The sequence below is a fragment of the Micromonospora sp. DT201 genome, from assembly GCF_049841575.1.
GTDB lineage: Bacteria > Actinomycetota > Actinomycetes > Mycobacteriales > Micromonosporaceae > Micromonospora.
Genome location: NZ_JBNCKP010000015.1, coordinates 153,952 through 172,095 on the forward strand (window position 1 = coordinate 153,952; position 18,144 = coordinate 172,095).

Below are 18,144 nucleotides of genomic sequence, written 5' to 3' on the forward strand. Positions count from 1 at the left end.
CCGACCGGCACCGATCACAAGCCGGCGGCGAGGGCAGACCAACGGATCTCAGAACCACCCGGCTCGTCGCCCTGTAATCATGGGCGTCGTCGATGAGGTTGGTGGACCGATAGCGTCTTTAGGTCCTCATGGCCTAGTCGGTCTGCGATGGCCTGGGCCTGAACGGCCGGATCAGTACCGTCGATCGGGAAGTTCACGACGTAGCTGCCCGGCAAGGCATAACGCAGCCCGCTCAGGTCGCGGGCGTAGTAGCTGATCTCGACCACGTCCGGGCGATCCTCGGGCGCGCGGATCGCTACGTAGCGGCGTATCCAGGCTCCGCCGTCCTGCCCCCACCCCTCACGCCACAACGTTGCCTGGAGGTTCTCGGCAACCGACCGCGCTGGCCACGATCGGGTAGCCCGCTCTGTCGCCTGGGCTATCTCCTCGGCGTATGCGTTCGAGTCGAACCGGAAGATGCCCAGCTCGATCTCCGGCCCCTCCTTGACCACCCTGCCGATGACTATCAGGCGCCAGCAGTCCCACATCACCTCGGAGTCGGACTGAGAGACGCGGACCGTTAGTCGGTCCTCGCTCGTATCGGATCCACCTACCGCGACATCTCGGGCTTCCGGCGCGACAGCGAGCCCACTCGGCCCAAGCATCCACGAAGGCGTAAATCTGGCTACCGGCTGCCCATGGAAGCCGTCGGGTGGGTACGTCGCCGCCACCACGTCCAGGCCGTTGACGAGGACGCGCATTCGGTGGGACGAGAACTCGGCGGGAAACAGCAGCGGCTGCAGCCTCAGGACATCGACCACCGGGGGAGTTTAATGTCGCTCATGACTCGACGGCGCGCGGACGAGCTGGCGAACGTTGTGGGTTTCGTGACGCTTGGCTTCGGTGTGCTGCTAACGGCCATGCCACGGCGCAGCGCGGCAGCTCTCGGGCTGGGCGACCGCCCCGTGCTGGCCGGGGCGGTCGGCCTGACCGACCTCGTCGTCGGTTCTGGCGTCTTGCGGGGTCGTCCCCGTTGGCCGTGGATGGCGGCGCGGGCTGCCCTGAATCTTGCGTTGACCGGTTGCTACGCAGCGGAGGCCAACCGCCCGGGCGGAAATCGTCGGGCTCGAACGGGAGCGATCGCCATGGCGTCACTCACCGTCGTGGACGCCACGTTAGCCCTTGCCCTGGCGACCCAGCGTGGCAATGAAGACGCCGGCTTGGAGCGTTGACGGGTCTACTCCCCGCATGGCCGTTCGGTGTGGAGCCTCGCCGGTGCCGGTGGCTCCGCCAGGTTTTGTGGTGGCGTACTCCGGAAGCTGGGTGTGGACTGGGGCGATGTCCTCGCATCTGGATTTCTTCGCTGACTTCGCGGTCACCGGCATGGTCCTCGGCGTCGGTCTCGGCTCCCGTCCGGACGACTGGCCGGGCGTGCTGGGGTCCGACTTCCATGAGGCATCGTGGACCGACCACCACCTGGTGCGGCAGTTCGGGATCGTCGACGCCAACTTCCATGACGGATCGGGTGAGTGGATTTGTGATTGCGTCAACATCAAGCCCTGGCAGTTGCATCGGTTCGACGACATGGTCCCCGAGGCGATCGGCAGCCGGTACGGGAGGTTCCCGCCCCGGGTGCCGTTCGAGGAGGTGGCCGACCGGCTCGTCAGCGCGGGCGTGGAGATCTATCACGTCAGGCGGGTGCATATGGCCTCCCTCGAAGAGTATTGGATACCGGATGGCAAGGTCATGTTCTCGTTGATCTCCGAATACCAGCTGGAAGACCTCCCCGCGCTGCGGCTCGGGGACGTCTATGCGGTGTCCACCCAAACAGGCGTCGACCTTCGGGCGGAGCAGCTGACCCGGTACCGCTGATGGGGCATCACGTCGTCTGCTCCTGATCCACGCGCAGCGGCGCCACGATTGAACGCGGCGTCGCTGCCTGCGGCGCAAACCTTTCGGGGGTACGCCCGCGCACAGCACACCCGGCCGACAGGTCAACTCGTCCGTCGCCCACCAGCTCAGCCGCCGTGACCCAGGCTCTGAGCTGGCCGTTCATTCGACGCGAATCTGCTCGGCGACCCATCTCGGTGCGCCCTCGCCCCATTTCGGGAACAGCACGTCGGACCCCGGCTCGCTGACTAGCTGGGGCGAAGCTCCAGCAGGACGGCGGAACAACACCTCGTGTGGAGCCTCGCCGGTGCCGGTGGCTCCGCCAGGTTTTATGGTGGCGTACTCCGGGAGTTGGGTGTGGACTGGCGGGATGTCCTCGCATCTGGATTTCTTCGCTGACTTCGCGGTCACCGGCATGGTCCTCGGCGTCGGTCTCGGCTCCCGTCCGGACGACTGGCCGGGCGTGCTGGGGTCCGACTTCGATGAGGGATCGTGGAACGATCGCCATCTGGTGCGGCAGTTCGGGTTCGTCGACGCCAACTTCTATGACGGGTCGGGCGAGTGGGTCTGCGATTCCATCGGCGTCAAGCCATGGAAGTTGCACAAGTTCGACGACATGGTCCCCAAGGCGATCGGCAGCCGGTACGGGAGCTTCCCGCCCCGGGTGCCGTTCGAGGAGGTGGCCGACCGGCTCGTCAGCGCGGGCATGGAGATCTATCACGTCAGGCGGGTGCATATGGCCTCCCTCGAAGAGTATTGGATACCGGATGGCAAGGTCATCTTCTGGTTGATCTCCGAATACCAGCTGGAGGACTTCCCCGCGCTGCGGCTCTGGGACGTCGATTCGGTGTCCACCACCACCGGCGTCGACCTTCGGGCGGAGCAGCTGACCCGGTACCGCTGACGGGGGAGCACGTCGACTGCTCCTGATCCGCGGGCAGCGGCGCGACGATTGAACGTGGCGCCGCTGCCCGCGGCGCGAACCTCTAGGGGTGCGCCCGTGCACAGAGCCGGCGTAGCGGTCGACTCGATCGCCCACCAGGTCAGCGGCCGTGATCCGGGCTCTGAGCTGGTCGTTCATCCGACGGGAGTCTGCTCATCGATTCATCTCGGTGCACCCACGCGCCATTCAGGGAACAGCACGTCGGACCGGGCTCGCTGACTAGCTGGCGCGAGGCTCCAGCAGGACGGCGGAATAATCCGGTGTGGAGCCCTTGCCGATGCCCGTGGCTCCGCCAGGTTTTATGGTGGCGTACTCCGGGAGTTGGGTGTGGACTGGCGGGATGTCCTCGCATCTGGATTTCTTCGCTGACTTCGCGGTCACCGGCATGGTCCTCGGCGTCGGTCTCGGCTCCCGTCCGGACGACTGGCCGGGCGTGCTGGGGTCCGACTTCGATGAGGGATCGTGGAACGATCGCCACCTGGTGCGGCAGTTCGGGTTCGTCGACGCCAACTTCTATGACGGGTCGGGCGAGTGGGTCTGCGATTCCATCGGCGTCAAGCCATGGAAGTTGCATAAGCTCGACGACATGGTTCCTGAGGCGATCGGCAGCCGGTACGGGAGCTTCCCGCCCCGGGTGCCGTTCGAGGAGGTGGCCGACCGGCTCGTCAGCGCGGGCGTGGAGATCTATCACGTCCGCCGAGTGCATATGGCCTCCCTCGAAGAGTATTGGATACCGGATGGCAAGGTCATCTTCTGGTTGATCTCCGAATACCAGCTGGAAGACCTCCCCGCGCTGCGGCTCGGGGACGTCTATGCGGTGTCCACCCAAACAGGCGTCGACCTTCGGGCGGAGCAGCTGACCCGGTACCGCTGATGGGGGATCACATCCGCAGGCTGGCCTCTGCCGCTGCTGTGGCACGCTTCGGTGATGATCGAGCTCGCGGACATCGAGGCGGCCGCCGACCGGATCGCCGGCCATGTGGTCCACACGCCCACCGTGCCCAGCCCCGGCCTGTCCGAGCTGCTCGGCGTGCCCGTCACCGCCAAGCTGGAGCTGCTGCAACGTACCGGGTCGTTCAAGGCGCGTGGCGCGGCGGCGAAGCTGCTCGTCCTGGACGAGGCTGAGCGGGCGGCGGGCGTGGTGGCGGTCAGTGGCGGCAACCACGGCATCGCGGTCGCGGTGATGGCCGGCGCCCTGGGGGTGGCGGCGACCGTGGTGATGCCCCGGACGGCGCCGGCGCGTGCCGTCGAGGTGGCCCGCGCGGCCGGTGCCGACGTCCATCTGACCGACGGCATGTCCGCCGCGTTCGCGCTCATGTCCCGGTTGCGGGAGGACGGCCTGACCCTGCTGCACCCGTTCGACGACCCGGTGGTGCTCGCCGGGCAGGGCACGGTCGGATTGGAGTTCGCCGACGACGCCGGTGAGTTGACCGACGTGCTGGTCAGCGTCGGCGGCGGGGCGCTGATCTCCGGGGTGGCCGCTGCGCTGCGGGCACGCCGGCCGGGGGTACGGGTCTGGGGCGTGGAGACCGAGGGCGCGCAGGCGATGTCGCAGGCCCTGGCCAAGGGTGGGCCGGTCGAGGTGCCACTGTCGTCGATCGTCACCACGCTCAGCGCGCCGACCGTCTCGCAGCTCACCTACGACCACGTGACTGCCCTGGTCAGCGACGTGCTCGTGGTCTCCGACGCCGAGGCGGTGCGGGGGACGGTGGAGTTGGCCGAGCATGCGAAGGTCTGGGCCGAGCCGGCAGCCGGATGCCTCCTGCCGGCCGCCCGCCGGGTACGGGAGCGGGTGGGTGACGATGCCCGGTTGGGTCTCGTGCTCTGCGGCGGCAACTCCACGGTCGCCGACGTGGCGTCGTGGACCGAGCGCGGCAGAAGCCCCGCTCGTGTCCGCGTCGATCAGTAGAGCCACCGGTCGAGCACTCCGGGCCAGAAGTGGGTCGTATGGTCGCCGTCCCCGAACGAGGGCGGGTCAAGGTCCCTGATGCGTTCCAACAGGTCGGCGATCTCCGCGAGCGCCTGCTCTTCGGCCGGTCCGTCTTCGTCCCAGCGGTCGATGACGGTTGAGCTGGTCAGCCAGCTGCCAACCAGGTGCAGCGAACACAGCCAGTGGATGATCGTCGAGTTGACGAACCCGGCGCTGCCGTCCGGCGACCATATGTGCACCTCACCGGTTTCCGGCGCGGCACCGTACATCCAGCGCGGGTCGTCGGAGTTCGCCAACCGGTACATCGTCGGCTGCGCGTGAAATGACACCGTACCGACGAGGTCATCGATCAGCGGCACACCAGACGAGACCAGTGCGGCCTTCTGCGGCTCGGGAAGCCACCACGTCGCCACGTCCAGGTCGGTAGCACGCACCACTCGCCCGGTACCAGCCCAGGCCGTGAGCGCTTCGAACGCGGGAGGCGACGGACGACCCTCAGCAGGCACGCCGATGAGGGTAGTCCGGGCCGGCCTCCAAGCGCCCGGTTGTCGTAGCGGCCAGGCATCCCATCCGCTCCCGGCAAATTCTTCAAAGAAGTTCGGGAGGGGGTGTCGGATCGGGGCGATGGTGTTCGTAGCAGGGGTGAGGCCGCCCACAAGGGGCGGCGCCAGGGCAAGGAACCCCGATCATGAAGCTGACGACCATGACCCAGATCTCGATCGATGGAGTCGTGCAGAGCAACGGCGCCCCCACGGCCGAGCACCCGAATGGGTTCGAGCGCGGCGGATGGGCCCAGGGGAAGGGCGACGACGGGACCAGGGCGTTCATCACGCAGACCTACCAGCGGGCCGACGCGTTCCTGTTCGGCCGGCGCACGTACGAGTTGTTCGCCGGCTCCTGGGGATCAATCGACCAGATGCGCGCACATCCCATTGGTGTGGCCTTGAAGGAGGCCCCCAAGTACGTTGCCTCGACCACGCTCACCGCGCCGCGTTGGGAGGACACGACCGTTCTCGGCGGTGACCTCGCGGCGGCCATCAGTGAGCTGAAGGAGAAGCCCGGGGGTGAGCTGCAGGTGCACGGGAGCGGCACCCTGGTCCGGTGGCTGCTGGCCAACGATCTGGTCGATGAGATGACTCTGATCGTGATCCCGGTGATCGTTGGACTGGGCGCGAGACTGTTCCCGGATAGCGGTCCGGATCTTGCGCTCGATCTGGTCGAGTCGCGGGTCGACTCGAAGGGCGTGACGATCCAGGTCTTCCGGCCGGCCGGGCGCCCGCGGTATGCAACGGCCTGAAGTCCCTGACCGTCGAACCACACTGTTGCGACACCAGAGGAGATGATCTTCAGATGCAGTACCTGGTTTCCGTGATCGATGACGAGAGCAGTCCCGGCAGCACGGACAGGCGGCCTGCCATCAGCGCGTTCAACGAACGACTGATCGCCGAGGGCTACTGGGTCTTCGCGGGCGGACTCGCGGGCACCGACGCGGCCACGGTCATCGACAACCGGGGCGAGCAGGCGGTGTTCAGCGACGGGCCTTTCGTGGAGTCGAAGGAATACCTCGCCGGCGTCTGGGTGTGGGAGGTCCCCGATCTGGATGTGGCGCTCAAGCTCGCCGCCGAGGCGTCGAAGGTCTGCGATCGGAAGATCGAGGTGCGGCCGTTCCAATGAGCGACGTCGAGGAGGCGGTCATCCGGGCCCACCAGGACGAGTGGGCCCGTGTGGTCGCCTCGCTGACCCGGCGTTTCGGTGACCTCGACATCGCCGAGGAGGCAGCCGCAGAGGCGTTCGCGACCGCAGTGGAGCGGTGGCCGGTCGACGGCGTGCCTCCCAACCCTGGCGCCTGGCTGACCACCACCGCCGTTCGCAAGGCCATCGACCGGATCCGGCGCGAGAACAAGCGCGACGACAAGCACAAGGAGGCTCAGATGACGTACGACAACAGCCCGTCCGAGCCTCTCGGCGTCATCGACGACGACCGGCTGCGGCTGATCTTCACCTGCTGTCACCCGGCGCTGGCGATGGAAGCCCGTGTGGCGCTGACGCTGCGCATGCTCGGCGGGCTGACCGTGCCCGAGATCGCCCGCGCCTTCCTGGTGCGGGAGACCGCCCTGGAGCAGCGGATAACCCGGGCGAAGGCCAAGATCAAGGCGGCTCGGATCCCCTACCGTGTGCCGGCCGCCGAGGATCTCCCGGCACGCCTCTCCGGCGTACTCGCAGTGCTGTATCTGGTCTTCAACGAGGGCTACCTGGCGACCGGCCCCGACACCGATCCCGTACGCCACGGCCTGACCGCCGAGGCGATCCGGCTCACCCGCCTGATCCGCGCTCTGCTGCCGGACGACGGTGAGGTGGCCGGGCTGCTGGCGCTGATGCTGCTCACCGAAGCTCGCCGCACCGCTCGGGTTTCGGTCAGCGGCGAACTGGTCACCCTCGACGAGCAGGACCGTGGTGCCTGGGACAAGGCGCTGATCGCCGAGGGCCACCGGCTCGTGCGCGAGCGCCTCGCCGCTGCCGCCGTCGGGGTGCCCCCGGGCCGCTACCAGATCCTCGCCGCGATCAACGCCGTGCACACCTCCGCCCGCGACATCCGCGACACCGACTGGTCGCAGGTCGTCGCCCTCTACGACCAACTCGTCCACCTCGACTCCTCGCCGATCGTCGCCCTCAATCGGGCCATCGCGGTCGCCGAGCTGGACGGACCGGAGGTAGCGCTGGCGGCCGTCGACCGTCTTGCGGACGAGCTGGCCGGCTATCACGCCTACCACGCGACCCGCGCCGACCTGCTGCGCCGGCTGGGCCAAAGTCAGCAGTCGCGCGCGGCCTACGACAAAGCCATCGAGCTGGCCGGCAACACCGCCCAGACCGCCAACCTGACCCGCCGCCGCGACCAACTGCGGTAGCGCCCACGAATCCCGATCGGGCCGTCGTCTTCGCCCACCTGCGGACCAACGCCTGATCTTCCTGGGTTGTCGGCGGCGGCAGGCTCCGATCCGGTGACCCCTCGCTTGCAAGGTGGGACGAAACGTCTCACAGGCGTGACTCCGGCTCATCGTGGCGCACCCGGCGCTGCAACCTAGGGCCTGTGTCAAAGCCCTCGGTCGAGCTGAGGCGGAGTCCAGGCGGCGGTCCGGCAAGGCGGAAATTCGTCTGGATACCGGTGTTGTATCCGGACGAATTTCCAACGCGGCCGGTCGTCGTCTGGGCCCGCCGCAGGCCGGCCAGGGGCTTTGACACAGGCCCTAGCAGCGGTGGCTGCCCGGTGGGGCCGCGCCGGCGAGGGCTTCGACGGTCGCCGTCGGCGCGCTCGACGCCGCCGGGGTCGGCGAGGGCGTAACGGTGGGGGTCGGCTGAGCCGAAGGCGAACTGCTCGGCGTACGGGCGGTGTCGGGCCCGGTGAGGGTGGCCGTGCTGCGTTGGATCTGCTTCGTAACCATCCGGATGGTGGTGGCGGTTGCCTGGCGTCCGTACACGTCGGTGACCTTGATGCTGTAGGGCCCGGGGCCGAGCCCGCCCTCGACGGTCCAGTAGTTGTCGTTCTGGCGGGCCGCCTTGCGGAATCCGCCGCTTGGCCCCTTCGCCTCGACCGAGCGGAGTGGGTTGCCGTGGTTGCCGACCTGCACGGCGAACCAATACTGCGAGGCACCGCCCTTCATCCGGAAGGTGAGCCCTCCGTCGAGCGGAGGGTTCACCACCGCCTGGTACGTCACGGGCGCGATGCCCTGCGCCCGGTCGGCGATCTTGGCGAACGCCTCGTCGGAGAGGTCGATCTTGCCGGGACGGCAGCCGCCGCACTGGTCCATGACCATGACCCGGACCTTGCCCTTCGGGCCGCTCACGTCCAGGTAACTGCCGCAGGCCGCCGCCGCGGAGTATTCGGATGCGCCGAGGGCCACGTAGAGCCGGTCTGCCGGAGGGTTCGGGAAGGAGCAGGTGCCCCCGGAGCGGCCCGCGTCGTAGAAGCTGGCCTGTCCCTTGTGGATGGTGCTTCCCGTTGGTGGCGCAGCGCAGGCCGGGGTGGCGCCGCCGCGTACGGCGAGGGTGATGCCGAGGGCGGCTGCCAGGACGGTGATCCCGGCACCGGTCAACCAGTGTCTGACCCGCCGATTCGACCGCTGCGTGCCGTTGGTGCTGGCTGGGGCGTCGTTCTCGGGGGCCGTGCCTGGTGCCGTCACGGCGTCTGATGTTGCCGCACCATGCTGCGGCAGCGCAAAGCCGTCGAGCGAAAACTCATGTCGACAGCCCGCGGAGAGCGGATCGCACCTGACGCCCACAGGAAGGTACTTGCCTGGCAGGAAAGCGGCCGGTACCTTTCCTATCAAGCAAGTACTTTCCTTGGGGGTGGATGATGGTGGCCACGGGTCAATGGCCGGCGCAGAACCCGGTCCAACAGCAGGTCAACGGCCTGCCAGCGTGGTATTTCGTCCTGGCCGGTCTGCTCGTGGCCAGCTTCGACGTCAGTGAGCAGTTCCGCTCGGACTACCCGCTGGTCGCAGCGCTGCCAGTGGTCCTCATCGCGGTGCACATCACGCTCTGGTTCGCGTTGCTCTCGCGCCGCCGCAAGTACATCCGCTCGGTGTGGCGCTCGCCCCGGGCCCGGCTGCTGGTCGTGCTGCTGTCCGGCGTTCGCCTGCTCCTCCAACTGTTCCTGACCCGCGTGACGAACGCTGCGGCCCCGCTGCATACGTACGCGCACCTGATCATGGGCTTGGCACTGCTGGTGCTGACCATGACGGGCGCGTGGTTCGATCAGTGGCTGATCCTGCGCACGGTGAACAAGCGCACGGGACAGACGAAGGAGCGGCAACGGTGAACGAGCCAACCCCGGAAGAGGCGGCGGCAGCGCTGCGCACGGTCCACGAGGGCAAGGAGCAGGTGATCACATCTGCCGTGGGGTCCCGGTGGATATGGATCGTCAGCGGCCTGGCCGTGTTCCTCTACTCCCTGGCCAACGACCTGTTCCCGGCGGCGGGCCCCTGGCTGACCTGGCTCCTGCTCGCCTTCCTGCTCGTGGCGGTCGTCGGCCTGCGCACCAGGGTGGGCAGCACCCTGACCCGCCGGCCGGTCATCGTGTCCGGCCGCAGCCTTCCCCTCCCCGTCAAATGGCGCCTGCTGCGCATCGCGCCCGTGCTTGGTCTCGGGATCGCGGTGGCCATGGTCGTCTCGCTACTGCACCTGCCGCACGGCGGCATCTACTACGGTGCCCTGGCCGGGATCTATATCATGTTCCTCAGCCCCAGGCTTCAGCTGTGGCTACTACGCCGGCAGGACAGGGACTGAGTAGTGGCCAAGCTTGACCAGCTTCTGCTGGACCCGACGAGACTGGCCATCGTCTCCCTGCTCGCCGCTGCGGAATGGGCCGAGTTCGGGTTCGTCCGAGATTCGGTGCAGCTCTCCGACTCCGCATTGTCCAAACAGGTCACCACGCTGTCCAAGAACGAGTATGTCGAAGTCCGCAAGGGCTACGTCGGCAAGCGGCCACGCACCTGGCTCAACCTCACCGACCCTGGCCGGAGCAACCTGGCCGAGCACATCTCCGCACTCCAGGCCATCGCTGAGAGAGCCCGATCCGACGGCGCCCAGCAGCCCCGCGACCCGAGCGTCCCGTAAAGCCACCCGCCGCTGCGCCTCCTGCTCGGCAGCATGGTCTACGACCTGACGTTCGACGTCTCCCGTCGCCGGATGGGCACCTGGGCGCGCTGGGAGCAGGTCAGCCGAGCCGCCGAGCACGCCGTCGCGGCCGCCGGGCAGGACAAATGAGGGACTACTCGTATCGCCACGAGCCCGGGGTACGGCGTTCTAGGCTCCGAGATATGGCGGCGGCGTGCCCATCTCGAATCGGCACATAAGTCCGGGCAGCGTCTTTACCCCATGATTTCCCCTCGCGAGGCGCAAACCTAGACGGAGAGGAAAAACGCATGGCTGTCAAGACCAAGGCGCGCCCAGGAACCACGGAGATCCGGCCGTTCGCGGTCGAAATTCCCCAGGCCGACCTCGACGACCTGAAAAGGCGCATCAAGGCTACGCGCTGGCCGGACAAGGAAACCGTCGACGACCAGTCGCAGGGCGTGCCACTCGCGACGATTCAGGCCGTCGCGCGCTATTGGGAGAAGGAGTACGACTGGCGCAAGGTCGAGGCACGGCTGAACGCCGTACCGCAGTTCATGACGACCATCGACGGGGTGGACATTCACTTCATCCACGTGCGCTCGAAGCACGAGGACGCGCTGCCGCTCATCGTCAGCCACGGTTGGCCCGGATCCGTGATCGAGCAGATGAAGATCATCGAGCCGCTCACCGACCCCACGGCGCACGGCGGGAACGCGTCGGACGCCTTCCACCTGGTGATCCCATCGCTGCCCGGCCACGGCTTCTCGGGCAAGCCGACCTCGTCCGGCTGGAACCCGGAGAAGATCGCGACCGCCTGGACCGAGCTGATGAAGCGACTCGGCTACTCGCGGTTCGTCGCCCAGGGCGGCGACTGGGGTGCGGTCATCGTGGATCAGATGGGGGTGCAGGCCCCTCCGGAGTTGCTCGGCATTCACACAAACATGGCGGGTGCCGTCCCACCCGAGATCGACAATCTGTTCCAGGGCGACGTCACCGCAGCGAACAACGCCATGGGTTCACTGCCATCCGGTCTGTCGAACGACGAGATGCGTGCGGCCACGGAGTTGGACTACGTCTGGAAACACGTCGCCTACGCCCTCATGATGGCGACCCGCCCGCAGACGCTGACCGGTCTGGCGGATTCTCCGGTCGGCCTGGCGTCCTTCCTGCTCGACCATGACGCGAAGAGCCTGGCCCTGATCGCGCAGGTCTTCGACGGAGCCAAAGCGGGCCTCACCCGCGACGACATCCTCGACAACATCTCGCTCTACTGGCTGACGAACACCGCGATTTCCGCGTCCCGCCTCTACGCGGAGAACAAGCTCTCGTTCTTCGCCGCCAAGGGCGTCAACGTGCCGGTCGCCGTGAGCGTCTTTCCCGACGAACTCTACGAGGCCCCGCAGAGTTGGGCCGAGCAGGCGTACCCCAATCTCATCTATTTCAACAAGCTCGACAAGGGCGGGCACTTCGCGGCCTGGGAACAGCCGAAGATCTTCTCCGAAGAGCTTCGCACCGCCTTCCGGTCGCTTCGCTAGATGGCCGTGCATCTGCCCCCGCTCGACGGGGCTGCCGAGTGGCTCAACTCCGAGCCACTCGGCCCCGACGACCTGCGTGGCCGCGTCGTCCTCGTGAACTTCTGGACGCTGACGTGCATCAACTGGCTGCGCCAGGAGCCGTACGTCCGGGCCTGGTCGCAGGCCTACCGCAAGGACGGGCTGGTCGTGGTCGGGGTGCACACGCCGGAGTTCTCGTTCGAGCACAGGGCCGACTGGGTGCGACGGGCGGTCGCGGCGCGATCGATCGACTACCCCGTCGCGATCGACAACGACTACGCGATCTGGAGGGCCTTCGACAATCACTACTGGCCGGCGCTCTACGTCGTCGACACCGACGGCGTCATCCGCGACGAGCACTTCGGCGAGGGACGCTACGAGCAGTCCGAGCGCGTTCTTCAGCAGTTGCTCGGCATCGAGCGCGAACTCGTACCCGTGCAGGGTCTCGGCCCGGAGGCAGAGGCCGACTGGGACAACCTGCGTACGCCCGAGACGTACCTCGGTTTCAGTCGCGGCGAACACTTCGCGTCGCCGAACGGTGCCGGGCTCGACGAACGCCGCGACTACGAGTTGCCGGAGCGCCTGGGCCTCAACCAGTGGGCGCTGGCGGGCGAGTGGACGATCGGGTCGGAGAGCGTCGTGCTCGACCGGGCCGGCGGCAGCCTCGCCTTCCGGTTCCACGCACGCGACGCGCATCTCGTGCTGGCCCCCGGTGCGGGAGCGTCGATCCCGTTCCGCGTGCTTCTCGACGGCGACGCACCCGGCCCGGCACACGGCGTCGACGTCGACGAGGACGGCAACGGTGTCCTGGAGGACGGCCGGCTCTACCAGCTCGTACGCCAGCGCGACGCGGTCCGTGAGCGGACCCTGGAGATCACGTTCGACGAGCCCGGCGCCGCCGCCTACGCCTTCACGTTCGGCTGACGCGCAGATCGACCGTGCTCACCGTGCCGGAGACCGGTGAGATGCTGCGGACCTGAGCGCCGGGACGCAGACGGGTGTCGGTGGCGTACCGCTCGGCGAGTGCCTTCTCCGCGGCATCGTCGCCGTCGTCAGCGGCGAGCAGCAGCGCGGCGATCTCGTCGGTGAGCGTGAGGTCGGCACCGGTGAGGTCGTCGGTCATCGCGCCGAAGCTGTCCCACAGCAGCAACTCGTCTTTCTGCCGGTGGGCAAGCTCCTGCAGGACGTAGTCGTGGATGAACCAGGCGCCCCGAATCGGCAGTTCCGGGCTCACGCCGTAGACCTCAGGGTCGATCGCCCCGGCCCGGTACGCCGACCACACCCGCGCTGCCGAGTCGAACAGCCCGGCCTTCGGGTCGATGTCGTAGCCGTCGAACCCCCAGTCGCCGGCAGGGTCGACCTCCGGGTCGGCCCAGACCCACCGGTGACCGTTCCAGTACTCCACCAGTACGTGATCATGGTGCCAACCGGGCACGAAGTACGAGGCGAAACCGACCCGGCTGCGGCTGGGAATGCCGTGCTGGCGGAGCACCGCCACCGAGAGCAGCGTGTGGTCCCGGCAGCAGCCGGCCACCCGGTCGACAGCGGGGCGCTCGCTGGTGAGGGGTAGGGGAAAGCGGGACTGGTCCGTGTCGAGGATGCGGTCCACCCAGCGGCAGTTCACCTCGTCCAGCCGGTCGTCGGGCAGCTCGACGCCGCCGGCCCGGTAGTGGACGATCACATTGCGGGCGGTCGCCGCCACGGTCGGGATGTCGGTGGGCACCGCGTCGAGCAGTTTGCCGTGCCGACCGGGGTCGCTGTACGGGGAGTGTCCGCGGTAGTCATCGAGGTCCATGAGACGAGTCTGCGGCCCACCACCGGGTCAGGGTCAAGGTGCTTCTTTCGCGATAGTGTCGGCTGTTATGACAACGCCGGAGATCACCATCGCCACCCCAGCGGACCGCGACGCGGTGGTAGGTTCGCTCGTCGCCGCGTTCGTCAAGGATCCCGTCCTGCGTTACCTGTTCCCCGACGAGGAAACCTACCCGCAGTACGCCGCCATCTTCTTCGGGCACCTCTTCGACAGGCGGGTGCACAGGTCGTCGATCTGGACGATCGGCGGCGGTGCGTCCGTCGCCATCTGGGAGCCACCGGCCGGGCAACCCGCTGAGCCGCCGGCTGACGCGCCGGCCGCTGGGCACGGGTCGCCGGAGGAAGCTTCATACCCCGCCGACGTGCTGGCCCGGGTTCAGGCCTACGACGAAACCGTGCACGCCGCGCTGCCGACCTTCCCGTTCTGGTACCTCGGCGTCCTGGGTACCCACCCCGACAGCGCCGGACGCGGCTGGGGTCGGGCCGTCATGAGGGCCGGGCTGGAACGCGTCGCCGAAGAAGGCCTGCCGGCGATCCTGGAGACCAGCAACCCGGGCAACGTCGAGCTGTACCGCCGCGCTGGCTGGGAGGTGATCGGCTCCATGTCCGAGCCCGTGCACACCTGGTTCATGCAGCAGTCGCCGCGCTGACCACCGCGAACCACCTGCCCCGGGAGTTCCACGGTGGCGGTGACAGGGTGACGGTGCCTGCGTCACCTGCGTCGGAGACCGCCTGGTCGTACCGGGCCAAGGCTTCGCGCGCCTGCTGACGCAGCTCGCCGAGGCTTCGCGCGCCTGCTGACGCAGCTCGCCGAGGCTTCGCGCGCCTGCTGACGCAGCTCGCCGAGACTCTCCCCGCGGGGCAGCGCGGCGTCGACCGTGGCGTTCCCGTCGCTGTCGCAACCAGCGAGCACCGCCGCAGCCGCAGCTGCCGCCGCCGCAACCCCGACCATCCAGTGCCGTCGCGTCACCGCAGATCACCTCGCCGTCGTCGACCACCAGGATTATCGACCGTCGGCGGGGTTTGTTCCGCCCGGGCGGGTGTCGACCCGACCGTTGCGGGCACCGGATGTCGGGTGAGCGCCCCGCCCCGACACCTAGCGTGACTGCTTGAAAGGGAAGGAGATCCTGGTGCTGGAGCGGCTCAACGAAGCCATGGCGTACATCGAGCGGCATCTCGATCAGCGGATCGAGGTGGCCGAGCTGGCGCGGATCGCGCTGACGTCGGAGTACCACTTCCGAAGGCTGTTCTCCGCGCTGGCCGGAATCCCGTTGTCGGAGTACATCCGTCGGCGTCGGCTCACCGTCGCTGGTGCGGACGTGCTGGCGGGGGAGCGGACGTTGCTCGACATCGCGGTGCAGTACGGCTACGGGTCGGCGGAGGCGTTCGCCCGGGCGTTCCACGCCGTGCACGGTGTGGGGCCCGGAGAGGCTCGGCGTACGGGGGCAGCGCTGCGCGCCCAGCCCCGGATGTCCTTCCGACTCACCGTCGAAGGGAGCGGCAGCATGGAGTACCGAATCGTCAGCAAGGACGCGTTCACTCTGGTGGGACGCAAAGCCCGCGTCCCGCTGGTGCACGAGGGGATGAACCCGGCGATCGTCGCGTTCATCCGGAGCATCGACAAGGAGACGACCTCGCGGATCGAGGCGCTCTCGGATCAGGAGCCGGTGGGGATCGTCAACGTCAGCGACAACCTCGCCGACAGCCGGGAGGAGGGCACCGAGCTGGACTACTGGCACGGGGTGGTGACCGCTGCCACGCCGCCGGAGGACCTGGACGGGCTGCCGGTGTCCGCCGGGACGTGGGCGGTGTTCACCACCTCGGGTGCGTTTCCGCAGGCGGTGCAGTACCTGTGGCGCGACGTCTTCACGCAGTGGTTCCCGTCGAACCCGTACCGCAGCCGACCTGGACCGGAGATCTCCCGGGTGCGGGTGTCCGCGGACGGCACCGAGGCGGACGCCGAGTTGTGGATCCCCGTCGAAAGGGTCCCCACCCCTATGTAGAGTTCCGATACAGTGGCCGGATGCGGATCACCATTCCGGTCGCGAAGGTGCTCGCGGCGCTGCTCGCCGAGCCCGACGCGCAGCGCTACGGGCTGGACCTGATGCGGTTGACGGGCCTGCCCAGCGGCACCCTCTACCCGGTGCTGCATCGGCTGAGCGGGGCCGGCTGGCTGACCGCCGACTGGGAGGCGATCGACCCGGTCGCGGCCGGACGGCCGGCCCGCCGCTACTACCAACTCACCGCCGTTGGCGCCGCGCAGGCCCGCCGGGCACTCGCCGACCTGCGGGCCGCGATCCCCGACGGTCGCGCCTCGTGGGGCGGCGCCGAGCCGACCGGGGCACCGGCATGGTGACCCGCCGGGCTGCCGAGCTGTTGCTGGAGTTGGCCGCACGCCGCTGGCCAGTCGACGTCCGCGACGACCTGCGCCGCGAGTGGGCAGCCGAGTTGCACGTGCTCGCCGAGAGCGGTCGGCGGACGAAGATGGTCGGCTTCGCGGTGAGCCTCGCCGTCAGTCGCGCTGGTGCCCCGCTCGTCGACCGCAGGCTGCTGCATCGGCGGGCTCGTCGTACCGCGGCTGCGCTGTTGCTGTCTCCGATCGCCTGCGTCGGAATCCTGGTCGGCAGCGCGGCTGCCATGTATCGGATCCAGGTCTGGCTGACGGGAGCGAACTGGTCGGACCAGGCGACGACGCTGAACTGGACGGCGATCACCGTCGCGTTGGCGGTGCTGCTGGCGGTGTTCGCCGCCCGGTGGGCCCGGCACACCGCACTCGACGGTCCGCTGCGCATCGCGCTCGGCGTGGTGCTCCCCATCGGTGCGGTCGCAGTCCCGCTCCTGTACGTCATCTACCCGGACGACCTGCCCCGCGCCGTACCCGGTCTGCTGCTCTGGTTGGCCGGCCTGACTCTGGCGCTCTGGGCGGCGGCGAGCCTCGCCGCCCGTAATCGACTCCGCGCAGCCTGGTGGGTGGGCGTCCTCGGCGCGCTCGCCGCCGCCGACCTCGCGGTGATTCTCGCCGTCGTCGACGCTGCTTCGGCAGGCGTTGGCGCTGGCCCGGTCGTCGGTGCGACATCAGTGGACAGCGTCGACCGCAGCTCCGCGCCGCTGTGGCTCTTCGTCGCCTGGACGGACTGGAACATCGGCCTATCCCGGCCCACCATCCCATGGGGGACCTTCGAGATCATCACCAACCAGGTGCTTGTGGAACCCATGCTCTACCTGGTGTGCATGCCCTACGCGCTCGCGTACACCATCCGGGCGGCCCGGTCGGCGCCCGCCGCGCCGGTCGCCCTCGCGCCAACGCCGACTCCGACGCCGACCTCCTCGTCGGTCTGATCCGCGCAGCTCAGCTGGGCACGTCGTCCCACGTCGTGCCGGGCTCCAGGTAGCCGGTCAACTGGTTCTCGCGCAGCGCGTAGGCGATGACCAGCAGCGCGTGTTTGTCCAACTCGGGCAGCCGGTCCAACGAGAACCACCCCACGGCCAGCGACTCGTCATCGTTGACCCGGGCGGTGCCGGCCACCAGCCGGCACAGGAATCCCAGGTTGAGGTACTCGCAGCGGTCCCCATTGGGGTAGGTGTGGGGGTGCGACACGGCGCTGGACATTCGGACGGGCGCAACGTCCAGACCCGTCTCCTCCTGCACCTCGCGGACCAGCGCGGTGGCCGGCTGCTCGCCCGGCTCGACGAAGCCGCTGATCACCGACCAGCGCCCGTCGTCGGCACGCTGACCGAGCAACAACTCCCCGGCGTCGTTGCGGACCACCGCGCTGACGCTGGGCAGCCAGAGCAGGTCGTGGCCGACGTGCTTGCGCATCCCCACGATGTAGTCCGGAATCGCCATCCGGCGATCATAGGCCGTGACCCCACGGCCAGCGCCGTCGCGCGCCGGCGTCTCGCGGGGTCAGCCCGACCAGGCGACGGTACGGCGGAAGCGGTCGTACTCCCTGACATCGCGGAGCGACAGTTGCCGTAGCCCGAGCCCGAGTACCTTCCTGCGCCGCAACCCGACCGCGTCGGCGTACGCGTTGATGGCGCCATCCACGCCGACCACGTCCGGCCGGTGCGCGTCGGAACTGCTGATCGTTTTGGCGCTATTTCGGTGTTTCGGTCCGGAGAACGGAATGCATATCTACTGTGGAGAAGGTCGGCGACTTGCGCGATCCGGTGGCGGCCGGTCGGTTCCCGGTGCACAGTGATTCCCATGAGCGACAGCGGACGTGGTGGGCAGTTCTACTGGTGCACCCGGCACCACCGGGTCGAGACGGACGCCGACGTGTGCCCGGCGAAGCACGTCCTCGGCCCGTACGACTCGGCAGCCGACGCGGAAAACGCCCTGCAGCGAGTGCAGGACCGGAACGAGGCGTGGGATGCCGAGGACGCTCGTTGGGCCGGGGAGAACAAGTAGGCGGCGCGGGACG

24 protein-coding genes and 1 pseudogene are annotated in these 18,144 nt (G+C 68.4%); 19 read left to right on the plus strand and 6 right to left on the minus strand.

The features are described from left to right. Positions 1 to 77: 77 nt before the first annotated feature. Entirely contained in the window at positions 78 to 800 is a 723-nt protein-coding gene (locus tag ACLQ28_RS23185; protein WP_425688363.1) for a hypothetical protein, read from the minus strand. A gap of 21 nt (positions 801 to 821) precedes the next feature. Between ACLQ28_RS23185 and ACLQ28_RS23190 the strand changes: the two genes are divergently transcribed. From ACLQ28_RS23190 to ACLQ28_RS23210, 5 genes are all read left to right on the plus strand, one after another. After that, positions 822 to 1,211 (plus strand): hypothetical protein, encoded by a 390-nt coding sequence (locus tag ACLQ28_RS23190; protein ID WP_425688364.1) that lies wholly within the window; start codon positions 822 to 824, stop codon positions 1,209 to 1,211. Between the two features lie 106 nt (positions 1,212 to 1,317). Next, entirely contained in the window at positions 1,318 to 1,851 is a 534-nt protein-coding gene (locus ACLQ28_RS23195) for a hypothetical protein (RefSeq protein WP_425688365.1), read from the plus strand. A 388-nt stretch (positions 1,852 to 2,239) separates the two neighbouring features. Then, the gene (locus tag ACLQ28_RS23200; protein ID WP_425688366.1) at positions 2,240 to 2,773 is read left to right on the plus strand and encodes a hypothetical protein; all 534 of its coding nucleotides are present in this window, start codon (positions 2,240 to 2,242) and stop codon (positions 2,771 to 2,773) included. Positions 2,774 to 3,152: 379 nt separating this feature from the next. Beyond that, a complete protein-coding gene (locus ACLQ28_RS23205) occupies positions 3,153 to 3,686 on the plus strand; it encodes a hypothetical protein (RefSeq protein ID WP_425688367.1) in 534 nt (177 codons plus the stop codon). Positions 3,687 to 3,740: 54 nt separating this feature from the next. Then, positions 3,741 to 4,721 carry a threonine ammonia-lyase gene (locus tag ACLQ28_RS23210; RefSeq protein ID WP_425688368.1) on the plus strand — a complete coding sequence of 327 codons (981 nt, stop codon included), beginning with the start codon at positions 3,741 to 3,743 and terminating at the stop codon, positions 4,719 to 4,721. Here ACLQ28_RS23210 and ACLQ28_RS23215 read toward each other — a convergent pair. Beyond that, a complete protein-coding gene (locus tag ACLQ28_RS23215; protein WP_425688369.1) occupies positions 4,715 to 5,398 on the minus strand; it encodes an SUKH-4 family immunity protein in 684 nt (227 codons plus the stop codon). The two genes, ACLQ28_RS23210 and ACLQ28_RS23215, sit on opposite strands and share 7 nt — an antisense overlap. Positions 5,399 to 5,430: 32 nt before the next feature. On the opposite strand from ACLQ28_RS23215, the gene ACLQ28_RS23220 reads away from it, so the two are divergent. From ACLQ28_RS23220 to ACLQ28_RS23230, 3 genes are read left to right on the plus strand one after another with little or no spacing between them, the layout of a single operon-like run. Further along, positions 5,431 to 6,039, plus strand: coding sequence for a dihydrofolate reductase family protein (locus ACLQ28_RS23220; protein WP_425688370.1), 609 nt, complete (start codon positions 5,431 to 5,433; stop codon positions 6,037 to 6,039). Between the two features lie 53 nt (positions 6,040 to 6,092). After that, positions 6,093 to 6,416, plus strand: a complete 324-nt coding sequence (locus ACLQ28_RS23225; protein WP_425688371.1) for a YciI family protein — start codon at positions 6,093 to 6,095, stop codon at positions 6,414 to 6,416. Beyond that, entirely contained in the window at positions 6,413 to 7,648 is a 1,236-nt protein-coding gene (locus ACLQ28_RS23230) for an RNA polymerase sigma factor (RefSeq protein WP_425688372.1), read from the plus strand. Before ACLQ28_RS23225 ends, ACLQ28_RS23230 begins: the two co-directional genes overlap by 4 nt. A gap of 339 nt (positions 7,649 to 7,987) precedes the next feature. Here ACLQ28_RS23230 and ACLQ28_RS23235 read toward each other — a convergent pair whose 3' ends face one another. Then, positions 7,988 to 8,920, minus strand: coding sequence for an expansin EXLX1 family cellulose-binding protein (locus ACLQ28_RS23235; RefSeq protein WP_425688373.1), 933 nt, complete (start codon positions 8,918 to 8,920; stop codon positions 7,988 to 7,990). 176 nt (positions 8,921 to 9,096) lie between these two features. On the opposite strand from ACLQ28_RS23235, the gene ACLQ28_RS23240 reads away from it, so the two are divergent. From ACLQ28_RS23240 to ACLQ28_RS23265, 6 genes and pseudogenes are all read left to right on the plus strand, one after another. Further along, positions 9,097 to 9,558, plus strand: a complete 462-nt coding sequence (locus ACLQ28_RS23240) for a hypothetical protein (protein WP_425688374.1) — start codon at positions 9,097 to 9,099, stop codon at positions 9,556 to 9,558. Continuing rightward, complete coding sequence (locus tag ACLQ28_RS23245; RefSeq protein ID WP_425688375.1) at positions 9,555 to 10,025, plus strand: hypothetical protein; 471 nt, start codon at positions 9,555 to 9,557, stop codon at positions 10,023 to 10,025. Before ACLQ28_RS23240 ends, ACLQ28_RS23245 begins: the two co-directional genes overlap by 4 nt. Positions 10,026 to 10,028: 3 nt before the next feature. Further along, a complete protein-coding gene (locus tag ACLQ28_RS23250; protein ID WP_425688376.1) occupies positions 10,029 to 10,355 on the plus strand; it encodes a winged helix-turn-helix domain-containing protein in 327 nt (108 codons plus the stop codon). Between the two features lie 6 nt (positions 10,356 to 10,361). Next, positions 10,362 to 10,505, plus strand: a pseudogene (locus ACLQ28_RS23255) (short-chain dehydrogenase); the annotation flags it as partial. 158 nt (positions 10,506 to 10,663) lie between these two features. Beyond that, entirely contained in the window at positions 10,664 to 11,890 is a 1,227-nt protein-coding gene (locus ACLQ28_RS23260) for an epoxide hydrolase family protein (protein ID WP_425688377.1), read from the plus strand. Continuing rightward, a complete protein-coding gene (locus tag ACLQ28_RS23265) occupies positions 11,891 to 12,832 on the plus strand; it encodes a redoxin domain-containing protein (RefSeq protein ID WP_425688378.1) in 942 nt (313 codons plus the stop codon). Here the strand turns inward: ACLQ28_RS23265 and ACLQ28_RS23270 are convergent. Then, complete coding sequence (locus ACLQ28_RS23270; RefSeq protein ID WP_425688379.1) at positions 12,819 to 13,703, minus strand: transglutaminase domain-containing protein; 885 nt, start codon at positions 13,701 to 13,703, stop codon at positions 12,819 to 12,821. The two genes, ACLQ28_RS23265 and ACLQ28_RS23270, sit on opposite strands and share 14 nt — an antisense overlap. Positions 13,704 to 13,770: 67 nt before the next feature. Between ACLQ28_RS23270 and ACLQ28_RS23275 the strand changes: the two genes are divergently transcribed. The 4 genes from ACLQ28_RS23275 to ACLQ28_RS23290 all read left to right on the plus strand — a co-directional run bounded on the left by ACLQ28_RS23275 (position 13,771) and on the right by ACLQ28_RS23290 (position 17,059). Continuing rightward, entirely contained in the window at positions 13,771 to 14,370 is a 600-nt protein-coding gene (locus ACLQ28_RS23275; RefSeq protein WP_425688380.1) for a GNAT family N-acetyltransferase, read from the plus strand. 480 nt (positions 14,371 to 14,850) lie between these two features. Beyond that, positions 14,851 to 15,723 (plus strand): GyrI-like domain-containing protein, encoded by an 873-nt coding sequence (locus ACLQ28_RS23280; RefSeq protein WP_425688412.1) that lies wholly within the window; start codon positions 14,851 to 14,853, stop codon positions 15,721 to 15,723. 20 nt (positions 15,724 to 15,743) lie between these two features. Beyond that, positions 15,744 to 16,076, plus strand: a complete 333-nt coding sequence (locus tag ACLQ28_RS23285) for a PadR family transcriptional regulator (protein ID WP_425688381.1) — start codon at positions 15,744 to 15,746, stop codon at positions 16,074 to 16,076. After that, on the plus strand, positions 16,037 to 17,059 hold the full coding sequence (locus ACLQ28_RS23290) for a hypothetical protein (RefSeq protein WP_425688382.1): 1,023 nt from the start codon (positions 16,037 to 16,039) through the stop codon (positions 17,057 to 17,059). Before ACLQ28_RS23285 ends, ACLQ28_RS23290 begins: the two co-directional genes overlap by 40 nt. A 10-nt stretch (positions 17,060 to 17,069) precedes the next feature. Here the strand turns inward: ACLQ28_RS23290 and ACLQ28_RS23295 are convergent, their stop codons facing one another. Beyond that, the gene (locus ACLQ28_RS23295) at positions 17,070 to 17,567 is read right to left on the minus strand and encodes an NUDIX hydrolase (protein ID WP_425688383.1); all 498 of its coding nucleotides are present in this window, start codon (positions 17,565 to 17,567) and stop codon (positions 17,070 to 17,072) included. A gap of 60 nt (positions 17,568 to 17,627) precedes the next feature. Beyond that, positions 17,628 to 17,768 carry a hypothetical protein gene (locus ACLQ28_RS23300; RefSeq protein ID WP_425688384.1) on the minus strand — a complete coding sequence of 47 codons (141 nt, stop codon included), beginning with the start codon at positions 17,766 to 17,768 and terminating at the stop codon, positions 17,628 to 17,630. Positions 17,769 to 17,927: 159 nt separating this feature from the next. Here ACLQ28_RS23300 and ACLQ28_RS23305 point away from each other — a divergent pair, with 159 nt between their 5' ends. Next, positions 17,928 to 18,131, plus strand: a complete 204-nt coding sequence (locus ACLQ28_RS23305) for a hypothetical protein (RefSeq protein ID WP_425688385.1) — start codon at positions 17,928 to 17,930, stop codon at positions 18,129 to 18,131. Positions 18,132 to 18,144: the final 13 nt, after the last annotated feature.